Here is a 20,559-nt window from a genome sequence, read left to right as displayed (position 1 = left end):
ATGATTTATTTCCTTATTGCTTGCAGGCTAATAGTGTTATTTTGAAATATCTATCTTCGCTGTCATACCTAAATACGCCGGGCGTATTCGCTTTTAACGTTGTTGATGGAGAATTCCAATAAGTAAATTCTTCATAATTCCCACCATTTTTAATTTCAAAGAACTTATTATCGTTTAACCATAATCGACACCACTTACTATTATGAGTCGTCGCTATGGTGACTACTTGAATAACACGGTCAAAGGATTGTGCTGGTATTGTAATTGTTTCTCCATTACCAAGAGAATAAAACTTAACTATATCGCCTTCGATATTCTCTACTTTTAAAGTGCCCTTAATTTCACAATCCTTATCAATAATCACATTATTCATTGTGCCTTTAGTGGCTTTAATTTCTCCTCTAAATTTTGCATTATCAAATTCAGCGTATCCGTTTTTATTAATTATCCAGCCTGATTTTCCCGCCACATAATTATTTGATTGAATGACATCCCCTATTTTTGCATTTGTAATAGAACCATCTTCGATAAATAAATCTCGAACAAAGAATTGTCCATTTTTGGCATACATGAATAATTCCATCTTGCCATTTGCGGGGTTGTACCAAGCGAAATTATTCGCGTTATAACCAAAGAATGATTCAAGCTTGCCATTCTTAACTTGAGCACTAATCACTTGCCCTGCTGCGTTATATTTAACTTTGTCATGAACAATCGTGATATTAATTGAGTGCGTGACAACACCATCACCAGTTTGACTAAACTCGGCCTGCATTTTTTGGTTAATCATGCCCTGCTGTTTACCGAATTGAGCCTGTACCTGCTCTTCAGATTTAGCCATTGCTTCGTTTGTTTTACTGATAGCCTCCTTATTTGTCACGACATCCGCAGCAATACGCCCCATTTCCTTATCTGTATTGCCTAACTTCTGATTAGTATTAGCTAAATCTTGATTGGTACCATCAATGCGTTTATTTGTTGCATCATTAGTTGTTTTTAACTCAGTGCGGATCTCCGTAGTTGTTTGACCGAACGCCTTATTTAGCTCAGTAATTGAAGTTTGAGTCTCTTTAATTGCAGATGTGTTATCACCAACCACAGAGTAAATTTCTTTAACTTCCTGTGCCCATGCTTCGTTATCCGTTGCTCGAACTTGCCATAGTTCTTTAATTCCAGCTTGAGATTGACCGTGTTTCACTAACAAACTACGTGATAGTTGAGAGTCAGCGTTACTAAGAATAAGTGCTGTCTCAGCATTCCAATCCAAGCGTTTACTAAGTTGTTGGCCGGCTTCCGATGACATGAAATGTCCATCTAGCTCTGGCAATATCGTACCTACATCAAACTCCGATTCTCCCCGAATAAACTCAGTCCATTCAGATTGATTACCGGTTTTATCCACCAGCCTTGCTCTAAAATAAAATGCTACGCCTGCTGACAAACCTGCCATTTCATAGGTTTTAGATGGATATGGAACATCAGATAACAGCATCAGACCTTCACCATCATTGGTTTTACTGTACTGAATTTCAGTTTTTAATGTATCACTGGTGTTTTCACCAAATCCCCAGTCTAGCTTAATACCAAAGACTAATGGTGACGCTCTAAAGTTAACCGGCTTGGGTGGGTTACCCATTTTTCCGGTTAACGTTTTTTCTTCAGAATATCCCCACCCGCTTGAGATCTCAGAGGCATTAATGGCTCGAACGCGAACTAAATATCGACCAGAATAAACACTAGGAACTTCAATAGAGTTAATGGAGCTACGAGGCATATTGACCCAATTGCCTTCGTTTCTACGCCATTGCGCTTCATAAGAGATTGCGTTTTCAACTTGTGGCCACTGTGCTCGCATTGTTTCAAAGCTAACGCCTTGACTGACGATTGAGTAAGAATTAATGACAATATTTTTCGGGGCTTGCTGGTTATTAGGAGGAATAACGCTAATAGGCCTTTCATCAACCACCGCACCAGAATCAACGTGTTCATATTTATTGGGATCATGCTGAATGGCGGTAATAGTAAATTGATTAGATTCATTTTCTGTAACACTAACAACGCGATATTGTTGTGCATACAGTTCTTCTGATTCAACAACCCACACACATTCTGTCTCTGGTGTCTCACTGTACTCCGTTGTAACCGTGATCACCTTCCCTGATACTGTTTGTATCGTTCTTGCTTGCGATTGCCCTGAAGGAAGATTGAGAATTAAGCGATCACCACTTACAGCATTTGCAACGCGATCTAATGTGATATTTCTGCCATCGATGGCACTCACTCGACCACCAGTGACTTTTCCTGACAACAGTTCATCAGCAACAGCGATAATGTAACCGGGTTGCGGAATGTTCCCATCTAACCCGACAGAGAATGTCACCATTCTGTCTTTATTGTTTGTCAGTATTCCCCAGCGCCCTTTTCTGTTTGCTTCACTTTGTCGAGTACAGCCAATCGCGGTAACTTCTAATTGATTAAACCCAAACCGAGAAACTAAATCAGGTTCAAACACTGGCTCCATTGCATCAGCATATCCATTTTGCGGATCTGAATACGAAACCAATGCCGTGGAATACTTTTCTTTACTGCTACTGCTTGAATAAATAAATTTGCCATCAATCACATTGGCTCGGGTATAGCTATAATCAATATCACGAGGCATATCTGCTAATGTCACAATCTGACCGCCACCCCAATAGGTCATTCCTCGAAAGATAGCCGCAAAGTCACGTAACACGTTATACGCTTCATTTCTATCTTGCACATAAACATCACAGACATAACGAGGTTCGGTGCCATCACCACCTTTCCCATCGGGTACCAATTGATCACAATACTGCGCTATACGGTATAACTCCCATTTATCAATCTGTTGTTGATTTATTCGTTGTCCAAGACCAAATCTATCGGAGATGACAATATCGTAGAAAACCCATGCGGGATTATTGGTCCATGCCCATTTAAAGGAACCATCCCACACACCCGCATAGGTGCGATCAATAGGATTGTAATTTGAAGGTATTCGGATTATGCGTCCTTTCGGTTTGCACGTTATTTGCGGAATAGAGCCGTTGAATTGTTTAGAGTCGAATTCAATATAAAGTAACGCTGTATGAGGATAGGTGAATTTAGCATCAATGACTTCAGTGTAACTTTGCAAAACAACCGTATCACCGATTTTACTGCTATTAGCATCATTAGAGACTTTTCTAACACGTAGTGACCATGATGTTGTCGATTCAGGTAAATCAATTCTGTGTGCTCGCTCATAACCTGATGTCGTTTTTCCTTTTACGGCACTATCAATAACGGTTTTCCAGCTACCACCGTCGGTTTGTAAATCAATGGCGTATTTAACTTCATTACCCACCAAATCCCCATTATCTTCTTGCTTGAATAATGAAGGCCACTTTAGACGAACTCGAATAGCTGATAATTGTGAATTGGTAAATGTGTGAACCCACGGTGTTTTACTCGAAATCGTTGAACCAACATTGATCTCATTTTCAGCGCTAGGTAATCCTTGAATATAAGTCTGTGCTTGTGTGCCTGGTCTAAAATCCCACGTCACACCACTAAAATTTGCATTTCCTTCAGTGTCTTCTAACGGCGTACCATCAAGAAAGATATTTTGTGCCGTTAACTCTCCGGCAAATTCTCCCTCACCCAAGGCAATGAGTAACTTTGCTTTAGCAATAGATTGTAAATCATCAAGTTGCTCAACAGGCACACGAGGACTACCACCGCCCCCTTTTTGGCCGTGAATTGTTTTTCTCATTAGATTATTCCAAATAGATTTATTGCTGATCTTCTACATAGATACCAGCCGAAATGATGGCGCCACCAATAGTTCTTTCGCCATAAAGCACTGGCACAGGGTAACCTTGAGAAACGGTATTAGTAGGAGAGCCAAACGCATACGAAGGTTTGTTTTCACCCTGATCTTGCATTGCAAGACCTTTCGGTTGAGGTGAAAGCATTTGGATAACACCGCCGATAGCGACTGATGCGCCAACAGCAAATAAAAGGTTACTGGCCCATAATGCGGAACCCCAAGGTAGCCATATAGCGGCAGCAACAAGGACGGCACCAAAAATAGTCTGAAAAACACCCCCTCTTTTGCTCCCCATCACAATGGGAACGATACGAATAATTTCTTCTGATATCGGGAAATTAAGATCATCAACACCAATATTCTTTTTCCCTTTAAATACGGCGTATGTTAATCCTCGTGATTTACTGGTATTTAAATACTGTTCAAATCCATTTAAGGTACAACAAAGTGCTCTGATTGCTTCTGATGTTGTCGTAATTATGCGCTGATGAGTTTTACCAAATGTTTTTCCTAATATTCCGCTTAACTCTATTGTTACCATTTTTTCTTTTTGCATAAAAACTCCATAAAAAAACCCGCACTTGGCGGGTTATTCAGTATAATATTACTGGTAGCTACAATTACTCTTTAAGTGATACGGCATATGCCATGATATATCATCCACTATTATAGTGAATTCAGGTTTAGCCCCCACATAACCACCGTATGAATTTTTAGCATTTAGCGTGTAATTAACAATCCAGCCAAAATTGACTTTACCATCGAATATACACCATCCTTTTCTTGGTTCAGTGAAAGAGTATATTGCTGACATGGGATCTTTTAAACGCCCTTCCTGATATGATTTTATTTTTCCTTCATAAAATTCTTTACTAGGTTTTTCACCATAATCAGCATTTTGCTCTTCTATCATCGTGGGTCTTGCCACACAACCCGAAATAAATAACGCTATAAAAATAACAAGTATATTTTTCATGACATCATCCCAATAGTAGAAATACCTTAACAAGGGTATCTATGGTTAATTAATTTGTCATGGCTATTTTATGTTTCAATATTATAACTGTGCGATCACGCCAATAACCACCATAAGGAACTCGCTGGCTTAATCGCCCATAAAGGTGATGTAATAACATGCCATCATCCAGAATAATACCAGCATGATTTGCAACATTGGATTGAACCTGCATAACAACCATATCGCCTACTTGTGGTTCACCTTCTACTTTCATAAACCCCGCTTCTTGCCAATTATCCATATAGCGATCTTCACCTTGCTCCCACCACGGGTAATCAACACGATAATCAGGTAATACAATATTATGTGTCTGCTTAAAATAACTCATTATTAGACCCCAGCAATCCGTAAAACCAAGCACAAATGGACGGCCAATAAGAGGAAGTTCGCCTCGAGGAAGAATTTCACGAAAATCCCCCTCGGGGTAACTGACAATATACCAAGGGATACCCAGTGCATCACATTGAGCCTGATCTAACTCAGAAGGCTGAGTCGTAGCATCTGGATGACTATGAACAATACCAATAACGACGCCTTGGTCTTCACATAATGCATATTCTTGGGGAGAAATAACGAAGTGCTCTTGAGGTGTTGTAGCTACATTTACACAAGGTAAATACGTCTTTACTCTGGATTTTTGTACGATAACGCCACATGCTTCTTTGGGATATTCCTTTTTTGCATGAGAAAATATCGCCTCTCGTATTTTCTTTTGCATCATTATTATTTCCGTAACAACGAGGTCCCGACAAAACCACCAAAAGGAAGAGGATTATTTTTACCAAATCGCGGTACACACCCCGTTTTCAATAAACCACTACACTTATCTAGTGATGGGTCATCAACAGGATTACCCTGTTTATCAAAATAACCATTTTGCCCTGCATAATCACACCCATCTCCCGATTTATATTGTCCACGTAAACACCACGTACACATTGAATGCAGCTGCCGAGTAGGTATCATCACACCTTGTAAATCCATTGGACTCGCCAGTGTAAATTCAACAAATTCATTTGTTTCTGCACTTTTACTATCAATATAAAAGACAGATACTCGCTCTTGGGTGGGATCTGCAGAAACATTCCCATCACTAAAATTCTCCGCATCGAGATAATGAGAAAGTGTATCGTGAATAATCACTTTTGCTTTCAACATATCATCATAATGCAGACATAATGCGGTTATTGAGCTATCTAAATTAGCCACTGATAATTTAGGATTAGCACTAGATCCCGTTGTAGAGGACTCTAACCCTTCTATTTTAACTGGCCATGCCCCATATTCATTCCCTTGCCACCAAATAGACTTAGCCTCTATTTCTCCTTTAGCCTTTTGCATTTCCTCTTCCGTGATGGGAATATTGTATGCATGGAATCTCAGAATATTAGGAACACCAAATTCTGTACCATCAACTTCAAAAAGCCGGACAGTATTGCCCGGCTCTAATTTTTGATAATCAGCTGTGATCATGATTTAAATGCCTGAATAAAAACCAAAGAAAGGGTGTAATTCCCTGCACCATTCGGAATGAGTTTGTGTTCATCACAACGATACAATCCAAGTGGCTCAAGAGGTGGTTTCCAGAAAAATGACTTTATTCCTGCGTGTTTATCAATAAAGTGACGAATAGCTGAAATGTAGTCTTCATCACCCACAAACTCCATTGACCATTTCTGACTGCGTGAATTTAAACCATTGCCAGAAACTTGTTCATAACCATCCCCAAACTTGACTTTCCTTGTGTTGTAAGAGACATCTTCAGTCGGATTTACACGCGGACACCAAGTGAATGTTTCCATTTTTAACGGCCTCCTCGAGTTGCACTCCAAATTAAACCACCCGGCCTAATATCTTTAGACATTAACTCTCGGTAACGGCTATCAACAAATCGGCCAATCTCCGCACCAAACTGCTCGAATCCATTCGTTGATTGAGTTTCTGAATTACCGTTACCATCAATGGTAATGTAAACCTGAGGTGCTGAATGAGCGCCCTGATTATTACCACCAACAACTCTAACCCCTAAGTTGCCATCTGCAGTTCGAGTTAATGGCATTATAGCCTCACTCCCCGCCTCGCCCATGAGTCCGAGATTAGGCGCGCCCCCCTTAGCAAAGGCAAAATAAGTGGGTGAGCTAACGATTTGATTACTATAAGAACCAAGGCTTTCTGAACTATGTACCCCACCTTTAGCATGGGCAGATACACCACCTAAAAATCCACCAACAGCCCCCATCCAACCACCAGCACCGGCCATTGCATTTAGACTATTCACTACTGCGGCATTAATGAGTACATTTTGAATCGATTTCAACACGCTAACAGACCAATCTTTCCAGCTGGCTTTATTGCCATTTAATTTATCGCTGATCGTGTCCACCATCCCACCCATAGCATTTTGAACAACAGAGGCTGTCTGAGTAGCATAATTACCACTCTCTTCAACCCAATCTTTCATTCCACGCGTTAAACCAGCGGTCCATTCAGATTCAGCAAGAGCAATACTTCGATATTTATTTTCCAATGCATCTAATGCTTTAGATCTGGCTTCAATATCTTCTGTTTTCTTTGCTGATTCATTGTAGATACGGTCTATTTGCTGGCTTTCTTCAAAGTAGCTTTTTTCTCGAGAACTCATGCTATTGGTTTGAGTCGCTAACGAGGCTTCATCGTTAAATTTGACTGTGGCTTCTTGCAGTTTTTTACGGGCCTCTTCCATATCACGATGCTTTTTGACGGCATCATCTGCTTTTTGCGTCCATTCTGCGAGAGCAACAGATGAGCGTTCAATTGCTTCTCTTTGCTTATCAGTCCATTTAGCCCCATTTTCATGTGATGCTGCATAAAGAGAAGCGGCTTTTTCACCTTGTGAAGCCCTAACCTTCTGAACCTCTGTTGCCACACTTAAATCTGCTATTTTCCGCTCATATTGTTCTGCGGTTCTTTCAGCTTCTTTTTGCGCTTTTTCATAGGCACTTTGGGTTGCCTTTCCTGTTTGAAGAGATTCATTGATTTTCTGTTGATTTTGATAAGCAACAACTTGGTTATTAATATATTTCTGCCTATTTTCAGCATGTTCGGGTGTATTTGTTAATCCCTCATCGTCAGCAGAAAATTCAGCTTGTTTAATGACCCTTGCCTCACCTGTTAATGAAGAGAGAATTTTATTTCGCTCAGAATTATCTATTAACGCTTGCTGTTTATCAGTTAATGTTGCATTGGGAATGCGCATTGGAATATTAACTAATGCCTGTCGAGTCGCTAAGACACTATTACCAATATTCATGATTTGATTGAATTTGGTTTGCTCGGCATTCATTAATAGTAGTGATTGATGGGTTTTATTTTGTTCTAAGTCCTGCTGACGTATAAGAAAATTCCGTTGGCTGTCTACCGCATTTAATGCACTTGTTGTTCTTTCTTTCTCTTGTTCCATTTGAGACAACCGCTGAGTTTCAACGGCTAATGCAGATACGGTTTCTTTTATACGCCATTGCAATCTTTCTCTTGCTACACCTTCCGGCAAGTTATCCGCTTCACGTTGAGCACTTACTATGCCACGCTCCATGTTTTTGATTTTAGCAATTTGCTTTTCGTATTCTTCAATTTGAACTTCAAGCGTTTTCTTTATATTTTTTGACTCATCATGCGACTGCGATAAAGTCATGTTAGGCATACGTTCTTTCAGAGTATCTAGCGTATTAGCATACTCAAGGGCAGATCTTCTCGCCTCTTGCTGGCGCTGATGCATAATATACCAAGCAGTCGCGCCCGCCATCACGAGACCAGGAACCCCACCAATTAACCCCATTGCACCACCCAAAAGGCGTGTTCCAACTGAAGTTACTCTATTAAGGTTTTCTTGTGCTGTGCGTCTAGCTGAAATATTCCGGTTTAATGTTCCTTGTGCGGAAGCTAAGCGACGTTCAGCTAATGCTTGTTGCTCAACACTTTGTGCTGCTAACCTTGCTTGTTGAGCCCGATAGACTGCTGCCCTTGCTCTAGCCGTTGATATTTTGATACCTTGCAATTGAGCTTGAGCATGTGCTATTTCACTTTTTGTTGCACGCGCAACCCCAATGGTTGCATTCGCCACACTCGTTGTCAGCCCGCCAAAATAACGCGCCAGCCCTAGACCAATTAACACACCAGAAACAGAGGCTATACCATCAATATTGTTCGCGATCCCCTCCATTGCGGTTGATAGTGTGCGAGTAGCACCTGATGTTTCATTAACATTGCCAATCCATGCCATGAACGCATTTTCAATCTTCTGTGCAGACCCACTTACCGTGGCTGGCAATTGCTCAAACTCGGCTCGTAACTGTTGCGTATTCGTCAGGATAGGAACAATTTTATCCATCGTGAGCAGTCCATTTTGCGACATTTCACGCAGACCACCAATCGTCGTTCCCATACCATCAGCCAGCATTTTTGCTAATCGACCACCATTCTCCATGACAGCATTAAACTCTTCACCACGAAGAACACCCGAACCTAATGCTTGGCTTAGCTGTGTAATAACAGAGCTGGTTTCTTCAGCACTGGCGCCAGAGAGTTTTAATGAAGTTGCAATGGTTTCGGTAACTTTCACAACATCACTTGAGGCATAACCCGCATCACGCATGGATTGTGCAACACGGCTGTATAGATTCGTATTCGCTGCAATCGATGTGCCCGTTCTTTGGCTCAACGTCATTAACTCTTGCTGTGCTTGTTTAAAATCTTCCAGCGAGGTAGACGCTAATTTTAATCGACCGCTGAGTTGACTCCATGTGTCTGCATAATTGATAAGTTGCTGTGTTGCAAAAGCTCCTGCAAATGCACCCGCAACGCCTGATACAGTATTTTTAATGGACGATAATTCACCATTTAGATCATGAATAGCGCGTTGCATTTCACGAGATGCACCACTGGCACGTCTCCCGCCTTGCTCAATGATCCGATAATAGTTTTCTCCCATACGCGAAGCCCGCGCTATTTCAGATTGAAACGAGGAAGAATTAGCAGAAATTTTAATAATCAGTTCACGCAGTTTTGCCATTTTATCCTCGCAAAAATAATTAATTTTCTGAAATAGACTGAAAGAAATTCTCTAACCCATTAGAACTATCATCACTTTCTTGGGTTGCATTGGGGTCCCACCGTAAAAGCACATCAGAAAGCGTGCATTTACCGCCTTGAGAGTGATAAATAGAAGAAACGATATGTGCTGTTTGAATATCACTGCGAATATCACCGATGGGATTAATGCGATCAAAAGCCATCCACATCCGAAGTTCACTCAAGCTCATTTGGCGAGTGAGTTCATCAAGAGTGCGCCCCATACGGAGCGCCAATGTCATTAAAAAGAAAGTATCAGGCTGGGCTACTTTTTTTCTGCATCATCAACCGAAATAGTTAAATCGAGCGCTTGTTTTAATAAACGAGAATGCACTGGACCATAAATGGCCATTACATCGTTGATGTCTGATTCATCAAAAACAACATTCCCTTTTTCATCACGCAACACATCAATAAACATCACAACATCAGCACGTAAATTACGTTGTGCAATTTCAATGTCAGATAACGAATGTTCATCTTCAGCATTATCATGATGAATAATTTCACGCCACTTCATCCATGCAGGTGATGACGGTTCACGAAGCATGACGACCGCATTTTCCCATTCAGCAACATTCACTTTCTTTGTGCGAAAGGCGTTCTTTTCACTTAAAGCCAGTGACTTTAATGACGGTTTTTTCATGGTTATTCGCTACCTTTATTTAAATTAACAGTCCCGTTTTTAATCGGCTTAGATTTACCTTTTAAACGTAGGGTAAATGAAGCGGAAACCACACCCGAAGTAGAAACACTCCAACTGTTTTGACGTACCTCGGCTAAAAAGGCATAGCCAATCCCCGAAGGGAACTCCACTTTAAAGGCATGAACTTCATCATTTTCATACGCGGTACGTAATGTTTCTTGTCCTTCATCATCGGTGAAATTACCATTAATGGTGAGTTCTGCAGGTGCGGATAATCCATTGGTAACTTCTTGCTCCTCAGAGCAGAGCGTGGTGACATCAATATCTGATTTCTGCCCACCGGTATAACTGATTTCTTTTGTTGAACAAGAAATTCCTAAAAATACCGCATCAGCTGGGTTAACTTCTGTTGCGGGTAATTTCGAGACACTGATTTTAGTGCCTTGTGTTTTTTCATATTTACTAGACATGATCATTTCCTATTGGCATAAAAAAACCACCCGAAGGTGGCTTTAGTGTGAATAATAAGGCGATGCTATTGCCAAACTTGGCATTCAAATATTGCTCTAAACAATCCTGTATCTGGCTCGTAGCCTTGTTTTTCTGAAATTTCAACAGGACTTAATTTTGTTAATGCATTAGCAAATAACAAGCGAAGCGTTCTCGCCTCATCAATCGTATCGGCATAAACATCAACCTGAATATTCGTCATCGTTTCGGCTTGCCCTTTCAGTACATCGCCTTTGACATCGTACAAAGAGAAGGCACACCAAGGCGCTGTTATTGCAGGGCTTGATTGTGGAGCAACATACGGAAAAACTTTATCAGGTAATACGGGTGATAAAATTGCGTAGATATCCGCCTCTGTCATTTTCCTAGCGCCTCATCAATCGCTCTATTTAATTCGCTAATAGCTAAATTGGCTGCCTTATCCGATTCACGATCAAAAGTGGGACGTATAAAAGGCCTTGGCGCCATTTTAGAAGTACCCTCTTCAAGAAAGCGCCAATAAAAGGCATTGTTAGGATGATCACTTTTCATGGATGTATCACTGTTTGTGCCTGATGCGTTACTCCCTCGAACATAAACGCCCGAAGAAACCTCGCCTTTATTGCGCATTCTGTGATTACGGGTCACTATATTTCGTGCTAATTTTCCCGTTTTTCGTGGTGCGGATGTTCTGATTTCATCACGTAATAACGTTGCGGCCGCATTGGTTGCTTTTCGCATCGCTTGATGACTTTCAGCTCGGCTTAAAACATCTAACTCTCTTGATAAATCGAGTAGATCGGAGAAATCCAAGTTCATGATTGTTTAACTCCTTGTTTGCATAGCAATTCTAATCGAGTCAATTTCTCATCAGGGATGACTGACTGAATATCATAAATTTGCTCACGCCAAACCATTCTGCAGGTACTGTTAATATCGGGTCGATAACGCATCCACACTCTAACAGTAACCTCTGACATTTCAGCATTAGCGGATATCAGCTCACGACCAGAAAGATGTTTTACTTCGCACCACGTTGTCGCAATATCAATCCATTTGTTGTGAGGTTGGCCTGATGGTAACCGCTCTGATACGTATCTTTGAAAAGTAACACGATGTCGAAGCTTACCTATTTTCATAACACACCTTATAAATTGATATAACGGTAAGGATCGAGTAGGGCATAGAATGCAGAAGGTATCGACGCGCTTTCTCTGTATTCATAGAAATAGCTCACTGCAATCATTAACGCTAATTCAATATCAGAGGTAATAATTAAACCGTCAGGATCATTTGCAGGTACATCTTTTTCATATAATGTACGATTGATATAGGTTTCCGCTCGTTTTTTCGATGCCCCAAGATATTGTATTAATAACTCATCTTCTAACGTGTAGTCATCATCAATACGGCATTGTCGCTTCAATTTTTCCAGTGTGGGTAGTGGCATAAATCCCCCAATACCTGCGACCATCCAGATCGCAGGCACAAAAAAACCGCAATTAAGCGGTACTTGATTGACTCAGTGTTATTTAAAACTATTTTGTCGCGCTTTTACCCACCAGCGCTTTAATTGCAGAAGTATCTTCAAGTACGCAGTCAAAACGATGGAAGGCTAAGAACGCAGTTTGGTCATAATCAGCATAACGTTCAACCAAACGTTTTAACGTCATGTAGGTAACACGGCGTAAAATGAAGCGGTCAAAGTCACCACAGAAGATGAATTTTTTACCCGCTTCCATTTTGTCGATGGCCTGATCCACAACATATTGCATACCTAAAATTTGTGCCGGTGCAACACCTGAAATAGACGGAAGCCATAAAGGACGCTTTTGCGCATCCTCCATTAATTTTAGGTTTTTCAACGTATCATCATTAAAGGCAAGACGGAATTTAGGGCTATTGCGGTAAGCAGGATCAATCGCATGCTCTAATTCGGCAATATCTTTCCAGTTTAATGACGCACCTGATGCCTCAACCGTGCCTGTCACCGCAGTTTCCAAACCTGAAGGCTGTTGAGGTGTTCCTGTACCAGTACCTTTAATTAAGTATTTTGCTTCACCACGACCAATGCGTTGAGCAATACGCGAAGCCAAATAGGCTTGAATATCCACACCACTATCTTGCAGTAGCTCATTGGATACACGGATGATTTTCGATGTTAATTTTTTGGCCCCTAAAATGGCGGTGCCAAACTCAACATCTTGCTCACCTGCTGCGGTATTTTCGCCCAGTAATTCACCTTCTTCATTAGTACCATCAGATGTTGACCACGTAATATCTTGACCGGTGGCAGTTGATAAAATTTGAGCCACACTTGCGATACCACCATAGGCTTTCATTTGATCAACAATCTTATTTAACATCTGAGTAGGAACAGTGTAACCCCCTTTTTCATCAGGTGAAGTGCCTTGAGCGCGGATCTCTTTTACCGCTTGACGCTCTTCAGCAGTAAGTTCACCAAAACCACAGCGCAGGAAGCGATCAAACGCTTGGTTGCGACGCTCTGCTTGCTCTGTTTCAGGGTTATTCGGTTGTTGGCCACGCTGTTCTTTCTCTTTGTCATCAACCAAATCTTGATCTAATGAGCGTAGTTGCTCTTCACGCTGAATCTGAGCATCTAAATTTTCAAGTTCAGTTTGTGCTTTATTCCATTGAGTACGTTGCTCTTCAGTCATCACACCATCACCCACTTTTTCGTGAATGGCGCGCATATCAATCGCGATAGTGTTACGTTTTTGTTTTAATTCATGAAGCTTCATAGTCATAGTATTACCTTATGCATTGAGTAAAGTCATAAGACGCTCACGCGCCAATTTTTGATTAATTGCTTTTTGGAGATCGCCACTGTCTCTGGCTTCTTTCCATGCATTCATTGAGCGAACCGCAGAGTCTGCATCTTGATACGCCGGATAGGTGACAGGGCTAACATCATAGAGTCGAGAAAATCGTGTTATTTCACGAATAACGACACCCTCATCATCTTGGTACCAGTCTTCACCATCCCGCGCGACACGAAAGGCAAAGGAGCTTTGATTGATATCGCCACGTTGCATCGGTGCTAATACTAAATCACGAATGGTTTGTGTGTCTGGCGCCGTAATGTCGTAAACAAGCCCACGTTCATTAACGCTTAATGACAACGTTCCCGCGGTTGTTCGCCCTAAGATATAATTAGGATCGTGATTAAATAACCCGCGAACATCATCATTGAGTACATCATCAAACGCCCCTGGTTTAACAATTTCACGAAATCCATAAATCAGTTCGGACCGGGAGTCGAAGACAGAGCCTAAACCCACGATATGTGTCGGCTTATTTTCCTCTCCCGCCTCTGCCCGAACCTCACCGACATAACATCGTGTTTCTTTTTCACTACTCATCGTTATCCCCTTTTTGTTCTTCTGCTTTTCCTCCTGCTGGCTTGGTGGCATTGACACTCACTAACATTTCATCAAGACCATCGACAGGATTCATGTCCTCAAAGGCACGCGCCTCATTACGGCTCATCCAGCCATCTGTAATCGCGAAGTGGTAGAAATCAGCACGTTCTTTCGGCGTTCCGCGCAACAACCCCGCCAAATTAAATCGCACATAAAATCCGGCTGTTCGCTCTTGTCGAGTAAACAAGCGTCGATTTAATTCCTGCTCCCAGTTCACTACCCACGGCATGATGGTATGCCGTACAAACTGGATGGATTGTTCTGAGATGTTTGAGTAAGTGGCTTTTTCTAGGTCGTTAATCATGTGAGCCGGCACATTGAAGATCCCTGCAATCATTGAGCGGTTCAGTTTCAACATATCAATCAGTTGAGCATCAACAGGAGAAACCGTTAGCGCCTTGTAATCCAGATCCGCAGGTAAAAGCATGGTTTTATTTTCTTGGCTTCGTAACATTCTGGAAGCTTTTTGCCACATATCTTTCAGTCGTTCCCATCCAGCTGCTTGTAACTCACCTTTTACTGAAACAATCCCCGCAGGACGAGCATTCCCCCCAAAGAAGGAACTGGTGTACTTCTGTCCGCTCATCCCCATACCGATAGTTTCAGCATGCTGAGCAATGGGACTCAACCCCATACGCTGATTATTCCCCAACGCTCGAATATGGATCATGTCATCCGGGCTAATGGCAAAATTACCCAATTCGTTATAAACGCCGTAAGTGTATCGACCACCGGTATTAAGTAGTGTCGTTTCCCACGGCATACAGGCTTCTAGGTTTGTCACCTCGCCTTTTCGGTTACGAATAACTTGGGTATAACCATTTCCCCAACCCAACACATGACGCTCTTTTGTTTCGCGCCATTTATAACTGGTTTGCCACTCGTTAGGTTCATCATGAACTAAATAAAACAAAGGATGATCACGCGCAGTTTCTACCCTATTACCCGACTTTCGCATTACATGCAGTGGCATCTGGGCAATAGACGATGAAAGCACATAAATACAGGCATAGACTGCTGCTAATTTCATGGATGTTTCAGGGCTAACATATACATCAGCCGTAAATAATCCGTCATTATCAATAGAGTCAGCCGTAATAGGTGTGTTAGGGCTCTCTAAACTGGGTGAGTCGTTGCGAAATAGAGCATCAATTAGCACGTTTCCCCCTCATAGCTACCGCCAAGGCATAGGTTATTGCAATGCAACCACCGATAATCAGCGTGTTAGCAATACCATATTTTAGATAACACCCCGCCATAACCGCACCAACGCCAGCCAGTGCAGTGATATCAAGTAATAAGTTTTTCATAGGAATAAAAGGTCTTCGTTAGGATCTAAAGAGGAAAGGAAGTCACCACCACCACCCCCATTCACCAATAATCGACTCATACCTGTAAATAGTGCAACAGGGCCGTCAATTTTTGCCTCGGATGTGGATTTATTAGGGAAAATATTGTCGTTTTTGTCCGGTTTAACCGTGACGTTCGACATCATCCAGTTCATAACAGGGTGTTGGCCATGATGAAACTTACCCGCATAAACCAGTGCTTCAATCTCTTTCATGGATTCAGAAAAATTACGCACCGTTTGAGCTACTTCTACAAGGGGTAACCCTTCTTCAGCCAGTGATAAACTAAATTGTGTCGCACTCCACGGGTCAAAACCCAGTTCGTTTAAGTTCTCGCCTGCCACCCATTCGATGATTTCTTCTTTAATTTGAGCATGATCGACAACTTCACCATCAGTTAATTCGAGATACCCCATATCAGCCCATTTGCGGTAAAGCTCCGCCATTTGTTTAGAACAACGCTCAAGCCGGTCTTCAGGTAACCAAAACTTAAAATCAGCATGAACATGACCGTTATCGGGCTGTTTCCATACTTTAGCTGCCGCACAAATATCAATTTTATTAGCAAGGTCAACACCGACCCATAACGGATAAGTTTGTAATTCTTGTTGTGATGCAAGCTCAGGAGCACTATCCCACTTCATCATATCCATCCATGAAGATTCAGCCGTGACCCAAATATTCATGTGTTTGGTGAAGAAGTTAATCCGTGCAGAAACCTGCTCTTTGGCTTTCTTGGCTAAACGGCGTAAATCATCCCAGCGCTTACAAACACCGAGACCCGGATTCGCTTTTTGCCACACGGTTTCATCAAAGGGATCATCGTCCTTATCTAAGGTGTAAATAATCGCGAAAAACGAGTCATCATCCACTTGACCACGAAGCACTTTAATACCGTAATCCCGTAGTTCGTAACAAATTCCCTCTTTATTAAAACCCGCAGTGGTGATCCCAAAAAGAAGAGACTGCAGACGCGCACCGGTGGCGGTTTCTAATACGTCCCACACATCACGAGTTTTGTGTGCATGCAATTCATCAACAATACCGCAGTGAATATTTAAGCCGTCAAGGTTATTGGCATCACTGGAAAGCGGTTCAAACTTAGAGGCGGTTCTTTCTTGATAGATAGCGAGTTTATTGAATTCAAATAAACGTCCCAATGTCGCTTTGGACTTCTTCAGCATATTCTTCGCATCTTCAAATACGATACGAGCCTGATCACGTGTCGTTGCTGCAGAATAAACTTCGGCACCGCCTTCACCATCGGCACCGGTCATATACAGCCCAATACCTGATGACAATGTGGATTTTGCATTTTTACGTGCAACCTCGTTATAAGCTGTGCGAAAACGACGAACAAAGACAACATCACCGTCTTCATCCACAACTTCTTTGCCTGTTTGTTCATCAATTAACGGAATAACAAAACCAAAAATATTAATTAAGATAAAAACATGCCAAGGCATTAAATCAATGGGCTTACCGGCTAATGCCCCTTTGACATGAGGAATAAAACTGTAAAAATCGAGTATGTGCTGTGCGCGATCTTCAATGAAATAGATGCCACGCTCAGGCCCATGCTCTAAATCATTCAAAAACCGTTGGCACGCTAAACGTACCAGTTCGCACGCAACAATTTCTCCAGCAACCACCTGTTCGGCGTACTGAATTCCATCTGCTACGATTGCCATTCATCATTTGCGCTTTTTCAAAAATGCCTCAAAAGGATCTTCTTCGGCGGGTGTGTTCATCGTGACTTTTGCTCGAGAAGCGGGAGTCATACCAAATTCACTTAACATGGAACGAATACGTTTCCATGCGTCTGCCTTCATTGCAGCAGATGGATGCGCCTTTATCATCAATCCACTTTCTGTATTGTTTTTGTAGGTATAGCCTTCTTCATCGAGAACATCACAATGATGTCGATATTCAGTGTAAGCTTCGACGAGTAACTCCAATGCCTTGGCATCCATCTGACTCATGACACCCATTGCATCAAGTTCTTCAGCAATACGCTTAAACCAATACTTACCTTGCTTAGTGAAATGCTTCGGAGTTGGGGGTACCCCTTTTGGCGGTTTTGGCTCTTTTTTATTAATCGGTCGTTTTGATGGGTTCCCCCTCACTAATTGCAGATGTGACGGGGTTTTAGGCGGTCCAGCCATAATAGAAATCTCCTATCAATAATCGCTTGGGGTTTCCCAAAAAAAGTTTTCTAACCTGCGGTGATGTGAAAAGAGGTAAGGGGGCGGTCCTATAAGGCGAAAGTGGTAGAGATTTGACCCTCCCCTCCTACCTACACGCTATAGTTTCAATATGAAATCAAATATTTTTATATCTTTATATATTAGATATATATCAATGACTTATAGTTTAATTTAAATTCTTTCTTTTGCTGTCTTGGTTCTGTGACATGGAATACATAATGACTGCAGGTTAGTGTCTGCATCAGTACCCCCATGCGCTTTAGCAATGATATGGTCGACTGTTTTCGCTTCAGTTGCTCGTCCGGCTCTTAAGCATTCTTGGCACAGATACTTATCACGCTTGAGTATACGTGCTCGTAACTTATCCCATTGGGCACCATAACCACGTTGATGACGAGACTTACCGCGCTGGTGGGTTTCCCATCCTAAGTTCTGATGATCTTCACAGTAACCGTTACGTTTTGTTGTTGTCTTGGCGCATCCCTGTTTACGACACGCGCGAGGTATACGAGGTGGCATGTGATACCCTATAACCTAAAGAGGATAATAATCCTCATTGATTTTAAAGGTGAGATTTCTCACCTTTACTTCTGACTACACCACGTTCTGTTATTTAAATCACTTATGGCTTGCGAAAATGCTTGATGCCGAGTTTCCATTACTCTTTTTAACTCATTGATAGCAACACTTGTCGATTAGCTTACATGCGTAAATCTGCCATTTAAGCCTTGATGTCTGGTTCTAACTTACCGCCAGTAATTACACCGCTTAATACGGCATCACTTGATGCACAGCACTTTAGCTTTCCCGCATCAATAACAGCATCTTTCATAAAACAATTACCTAAACCTGCAATAAAAAAATCATTGCTTTGCTCAGGTTTAACACTGACCTTGATACCTACATCTTGCATCAGTTGCTTAATGCGGATTAGTTGTTCTTCTAACTTATCTAGGTTTGCTGTATCTACCGTTACTTTTAATTTATCTGACACAGTGCTCTCCAACAAAAAAGGCAGTACAATGACCCCTGATCAAATATCAGGGTATAAATAAATATCCATTAGATTATTTGAAGTATTCAGCCCTGAGAAACTTACTAAAGAAATGGCTGGTTTACTTCGCTATGAGGTTTGCATGAAACTAGAATTTAACAGTGTCAAAGTATTTTCTGAATTAATATCAGATCCCAATACATCTAATGTAAGGGTATCTCTCTACGGAATTAACAAAGATAATGGTGCAGAGGAGTTCACCATACATCTTTACGTTGATGACGTGAAAAATAAAACTATCAAAGAAATACATGAACAAGCTGAAGCTGAACTACTTGCAAGAATAGACTCATACGGAAAGTAACCGCTTTGGTTCTCCATTTGTTGCCTGTTGGTTGATGATATTATCCATTTCTTGTGAAAGCGCTTTTTTAATAATGTTTGATTCACAGTTCGTTGATTCCATATCATCGAGCTGTTTTTGTAAGTCTGTAATTTGTTGTCCTTGTCGTTCTACTTGTACTTATAGTGCACGAATTTCTATTCTTTGTTGAATATTCACAACTACCTATCATTAAAAAAGCCACCAGCTATTAACTGATGGCTATGAAACTTTACAAATATAAAGTGGCTATTATTTAAACAACAGTGTACTGTCGTTTAACTCATTGTGTTTCGCTTGAACTATAAAAATTGATAATTTTTTAATGTAATAGTTGCTCATCTCTGATGAGCTATTTTTTAAATTATAAAAATAACCCGATTACTCAGTGACAATAAAAGTCATGAATAATTATATTTTTAACAGTTTATAGTTAGTTTCCCTATTTTAATCTGCTCACTCCTATTCGGGTGATTACCAACCTTACATATACCTTTCTTATAGTGGCGATTATTTAATATTAAAACTATCTACCCACTTATAATTATATTTTTTGCACAAAACAAATTAACTATAGGAGTAACATTATGGGACTTTTTGAGAAAGCTGAAGGTAAAGCCACAGAAACCCTAGGTAAAGCACAAATTAAATATGGAGAAGTAATCGATTCTCCTGAGCACATAATAAAAGGTGATGCGAAAGAAATTTGTGGTGCTGGAAAACAAGTAACATCGCAATTACTCGATTCCGCACAAGAATGTGTCAAAAACACACAACTCGGAATTAAAAAGAATCCACTAACTTCGGTAGCCATTTCTGCAGGTGTCGGTTTTGTTATTGGTTATCTATTAAATAAAAAATAGTTTTTACAATTTTGTTTAATTCCCCTTCTCTTGTTGAAGGGGATTATCACAAACACTCCATTCTAATGTAATCTTGTAACTCTAATATCACTGACTCTAACTCTGCAATTCGCTCTCAGAATAACCAATAATTTCTGATTGTGGTGTTAGTAGGTCTGATGGCGGTTGCATCATCATGTATCACTACGCTACCTTAATCACTTACGGCTTCCCCGTCAGCCTGATGA

General features: G+C 41.1%; 24 protein-coding genes. 2 read left to right on the top strand and 22 right to left on the bottom strand.

From position 1 onward, the window contains the following. Positions 1-13: 13 nt before the first annotated feature. From gpJ to DK866_RS15510, 22 genes are all read right to left on the bottom strand, one after another. Positions 14-3,778 carry a TipJ family phage tail tip protein gene (gene gpJ, locus DK866_RS15610; protein ID WP_109409631.1) on the bottom strand — a complete coding sequence of 1,255 codons (3,765 nt, stop codon included), beginning with the start codon at positions 3,776-3,778 and terminating at the stop codon, positions 14-16. Positions 3,779-3,797: 19 nt separating this feature from the next. Next, positions 3,798-4,391: a tail assembly protein gene (locus DK866_RS15605; RefSeq protein WP_243733306.1), complete on the bottom strand. Its 594-nt coding sequence runs from the start codon at positions 4,389-4,391 to the stop codon at positions 3,798-3,800. A gap of 48 nt (positions 4,392-4,439) precedes the next feature. Next, the gene (locus DK866_RS15600; protein ID WP_109409630.1) at positions 4,440-4,811 is read right to left on the bottom strand and encodes a hypothetical protein; all 372 of its coding nucleotides are present in this window, start codon (positions 4,809-4,811) and stop codon (positions 4,440-4,442) included. Between the two features lie 49 nt (positions 4,812-4,860). Beyond that, positions 4,861-5,571: a C40 family peptidase gene (locus tag DK866_RS15595; RefSeq protein ID WP_109409668.1), complete on the bottom strand. Its 711-nt coding sequence runs from the start codon at positions 5,569-5,571 to the stop codon at positions 4,861-4,863. Positions 5,572-5,576: 5 nt separating this feature from the next. After that, on the bottom strand, positions 5,577-6,326 hold the full coding sequence (locus DK866_RS15590; RefSeq protein WP_109409629.1) for a phage minor tail protein L: 750 nt from the start codon (positions 6,324-6,326) through the stop codon (positions 5,577-5,579). Continuing rightward, positions 6,323-6,655: a phage tail protein gene (locus tag DK866_RS15585; RefSeq protein ID WP_109409628.1), complete on the bottom strand. Its 333-nt coding sequence runs from the start codon at positions 6,653-6,655 to the stop codon at positions 6,323-6,325. The genes DK866_RS15590 and DK866_RS15585 overlap by 4 nt, the downstream gene beginning before the upstream one ends. Positions 6,656-6,657: 2 nt before the next feature. Next, positions 6,658-9,900 (bottom strand): phage tail tape measure protein, encoded by a 3,243-nt coding sequence (locus DK866_RS15580; RefSeq protein WP_109409627.1) that lies wholly within the window; start codon positions 9,898-9,900, stop codon positions 6,658-6,660. Positions 9,901-9,919: 19 nt separating this feature from the next. Next, a complete protein-coding gene (locus tag DK866_RS15575; RefSeq protein WP_232799173.1) occupies positions 9,920-10,183 on the bottom strand; it encodes a phage tail assembly protein T in 264 nt (87 codons plus the stop codon). A gap of 41 nt (positions 10,184-10,224) precedes the next feature. Then, positions 10,225-10,605 (bottom strand): phage tail assembly chaperone, encoded by a 381-nt coding sequence (locus DK866_RS15570; RefSeq protein ID WP_109409625.1) that lies wholly within the window; start codon positions 10,603-10,605, stop codon positions 10,225-10,227. A gap of 2 nt (positions 10,606-10,607) precedes the next feature. Next, entirely contained in the window at positions 10,608-11,075 is a 468-nt protein-coding gene (locus DK866_RS15565; protein ID WP_036913331.1) for a phage tail tube protein, read from the bottom strand. 65 nt (positions 11,076-11,140) lie between these two features. After that, entirely contained in the window at positions 11,141-11,476 is a 336-nt protein-coding gene (locus tag DK866_RS15560) for a hypothetical protein (protein ID WP_109409624.1), read from the bottom strand. Beyond that, entirely contained in the window at positions 11,473-11,913 is a 441-nt protein-coding gene (locus DK866_RS15555; protein WP_023582509.1) for an HK97-gp10 family putative phage morphogenesis protein, read from the bottom strand. The genes DK866_RS15560 and DK866_RS15555 overlap by 4 nt, the downstream gene beginning before the upstream one ends. Further along, positions 11,910-12,233 carry a phage head closure protein gene (locus tag DK866_RS15550; protein WP_109409623.1) on the bottom strand — a complete coding sequence of 108 codons (324 nt, stop codon included), beginning with the start codon at positions 12,231-12,233 and terminating at the stop codon, positions 11,910-11,912. The genes DK866_RS15555 and DK866_RS15550 overlap by 4 nt, the downstream gene beginning before the upstream one ends. A gap of 8 nt (positions 12,234-12,241) precedes the next feature. After that, on the bottom strand, positions 12,242-12,544 hold the full coding sequence (locus DK866_RS15545) for a head-tail connector protein (RefSeq protein WP_109397690.1): 303 nt from the start codon (positions 12,542-12,544) through the stop codon (positions 12,242-12,244). Positions 12,545-12,632: 88 nt separating this feature from the next. After that, positions 12,633-13,856 (bottom strand): phage major capsid protein, encoded by a 1,224-nt coding sequence (locus DK866_RS15540; RefSeq protein WP_109409667.1) that lies wholly within the window; start codon positions 13,854-13,856, stop codon positions 12,633-12,635. Positions 13,857-13,871: 15 nt separating this feature from the next. Next, positions 13,872-14,477 carry an HK97 family phage prohead protease gene (locus DK866_RS15535; protein ID WP_109409622.1) on the bottom strand — a complete coding sequence of 202 codons (606 nt, stop codon included), beginning with the start codon at positions 14,475-14,477 and terminating at the stop codon, positions 13,872-13,874. Further along, positions 14,470-15,696, bottom strand: coding sequence for a phage portal protein (locus DK866_RS15530; RefSeq protein WP_109409621.1), 1,227 nt, complete (start codon positions 15,694-15,696; stop codon positions 14,470-14,472). Before DK866_RS15530 ends, DK866_RS15535 begins: the two co-directional genes overlap by 8 nt. After that, entirely contained in the window at positions 15,686-15,847 is a 162-nt protein-coding gene (locus DK866_RS19995) for a hypothetical protein (protein WP_167395495.1), read from the bottom strand. The genes DK866_RS15530 and DK866_RS19995 overlap by 11 nt, the downstream gene beginning before the upstream one ends. Beyond that, complete coding sequence (locus tag DK866_RS15525) at positions 15,844-17,577, bottom strand: terminase large subunit (RefSeq protein WP_109409620.1); 1,734 nt, start codon at positions 17,575-17,577, stop codon at positions 15,844-15,846. Before DK866_RS15525 ends, DK866_RS19995 begins: the two co-directional genes overlap by 4 nt. A 3-nt stretch (positions 17,578-17,580) precedes the next feature. Further along, positions 17,581-18,051, bottom strand: coding sequence for a phage terminase small subunit P27 family (locus DK866_RS15520; RefSeq protein WP_109409619.1), 471 nt, complete (start codon positions 18,049-18,051; stop codon positions 17,581-17,583). A 213-nt stretch (positions 18,052-18,264) separates the two neighbouring features. Continuing rightward, a complete protein-coding gene (locus DK866_RS15515) occupies positions 18,265-18,612 on the bottom strand; it encodes an HNH endonuclease (RefSeq protein ID WP_109409618.1) in 348 nt (115 codons plus the stop codon). Between the two features lie 202 nt (positions 18,613-18,814). Then, on the bottom strand, positions 18,815-19,087 hold the full coding sequence (locus DK866_RS15510; RefSeq protein ID WP_109409617.1) for a hypothetical protein: 273 nt from the start codon (positions 19,085-19,087) through the stop codon (positions 18,815-18,817). Between the two features lie 142 nt (positions 19,088-19,229). On the opposite strand from DK866_RS15510, the gene DK866_RS15505 reads away from it, so the two are divergent. Together DK866_RS15505 and DK866_RS15500 are read left to right on the top strand one after the other, a co-directional pair. Next, a complete protein-coding gene (locus DK866_RS15505) occupies positions 19,230-19,451 on the top strand; it encodes a hypothetical protein (RefSeq protein WP_088495906.1) in 222 nt (73 codons plus the stop codon). A gap of 605 nt (positions 19,452-20,056) precedes the next feature. Continuing rightward, on the top strand, positions 20,057-20,332 hold the full coding sequence (locus tag DK866_RS15500; protein WP_088495907.1) for a glycine zipper domain-containing protein: 276 nt from the start codon (positions 20,057-20,059) through the stop codon (positions 20,330-20,332). Positions 20,333-20,559: the final 227 nt, after the last annotated feature.

This window comes from Proteus genomosp. 4 str. ATCC 51469 (assembly GCF_003144375.1).
GTDB lineage: Bacteria > Pseudomonadota > Gammaproteobacteria > Enterobacterales > Enterobacteriaceae > Proteus.
Note: the sequence above shows the minus strand (reverse complement) of the source record. Positions and strands in the feature narration are given on the sequence as shown.

Coding starts and splice junctions, on each gene's coding strand:
- DK866_RS15595 (WP_109409668.1), bottom strand. CDS start 5,571: ATGCAAAAGAAAATACGAGAGGCGATATTTTCTCATGCAAAAAAGGAA.
- DK866_RS15560 (WP_109409624.1), bottom strand. CDS start 11,476: ATGACAGAGGCGGATATCTACGCAATTTTATCACCCGTATTACCTGAT.
- DK866_RS15545 (WP_109397690.1), bottom strand. CDS start 12,544: ATGCCACTACCCACACTGGAAAAATTGAAGCGACAATGCCGTATTGAT.
- DK866_RS15600 (WP_109409630.1), bottom strand. CDS start 4,811: ATGAAAAATATACTTGTTATTTTTATAGCGTTATTTATTTCGGGTTGT.
- DK866_RS15580 (WP_109409627.1), bottom strand. CDS start 9,900: ATGGCAAAACTGCGTGAACTGATTATTAAAATTTCTGCTAATTCTTCC.
- DK866_RS15500 (WP_088495907.1), top strand. CDS start 20,057: ATGGGACTTTTTGAGAAAGCTGAAGGTAAAGCCACAGAAACCCTAGGT.
- DK866_RS15525 (WP_109409620.1), bottom strand. CDS start 17,577: ATGGCAATCGTAGCAGATGGAATTCAGTACGCCGAACAGGTGGTTGCT.
- gpJ (WP_109409631.1), bottom strand. CDS start 3,778: ATGAGAAAAACAATTCACGGCCAAAAAGGGGGCGGTGGTAGTCCTCGT.
- DK866_RS15575 (WP_232799173.1), bottom strand. CDS start 10,183: ATGGGGCGCACTCTTGATGAACTCACTCGCCAAATGAGCTTGAGTGAA.
- DK866_RS15535 (WP_109409622.1), bottom strand. CDS start 14,477: ATGAGTAGTGAAAAAGAAACACGATGTTATGTCGGTGAGGTTCGGGCA.
- DK866_RS15590 (WP_109409629.1), bottom strand. CDS start 6,326: ATGATCACAGCTGATTATCAAAAATTAGAGCCGGGCAATACTGTCCGG.
- DK866_RS15585 (WP_109409628.1), bottom strand. CDS start 6,655: ATGGAAACATTCACTTGGTGTCCGCGTGTAAATCCGACTGAAGATGTC.
- DK866_RS15540 (WP_109409667.1), bottom strand. CDS start 13,856: ATGAAGCTTCATGAATTAAAACAAAAACGTAACACTATCGCGATTGAT.
- DK866_RS15555 (WP_023582509.1), bottom strand. CDS start 11,913: ATGAACTTGGATTTCTCCGATCTACTCGATTTATCAAGAGAGTTAGAT.
- DK866_RS15605 (WP_243733306.1), bottom strand. CDS start 4,391: ATGCAAAAAGAAAAAATGGTAACAATAGAGTTAAGCGGAATATTAGGA.
- DK866_RS15565 (WP_036913331.1), bottom strand. CDS start 11,075: ATGTCTAGTAAATATGAAAAAACACAAGGCACTAAAATCAGTGTCTCG.
- DK866_RS15550 (WP_109409623.1), bottom strand. CDS start 12,233: ATGAAAATAGGTAAGCTTCGACATCGTGTTACTTTTCAAAGATACGTA.
- DK866_RS15515 (WP_109409618.1), bottom strand. CDS start 18,612: ATGCCACCTCGTATACCTCGCGCGTGTCGTAAACAGGGATGCGCCAAG.
- DK866_RS15520 (WP_109409619.1), bottom strand. CDS start 18,051: ATGGCTGGACCGCCTAAAACCCCGTCACATCTGCAATTAGTGAGGGGG.
- DK866_RS19995 (WP_167395495.1), bottom strand. CDS start 15,847: ATGAAAAACTTATTACTTGATATCACTGCACTGGCTGGCGTTGGTGCG.
- DK866_RS15570 (WP_109409625.1), bottom strand. CDS start 10,605: ATGAAAAAACCGTCATTAAAGTCACTGGCTTTAAGTGAAAAGAACGCC.
- DK866_RS15505 (WP_088495906.1), top strand. CDS start 19,230: ATGAAACTAGAATTTAACAGTGTCAAAGTATTTTCTGAATTAATATCA.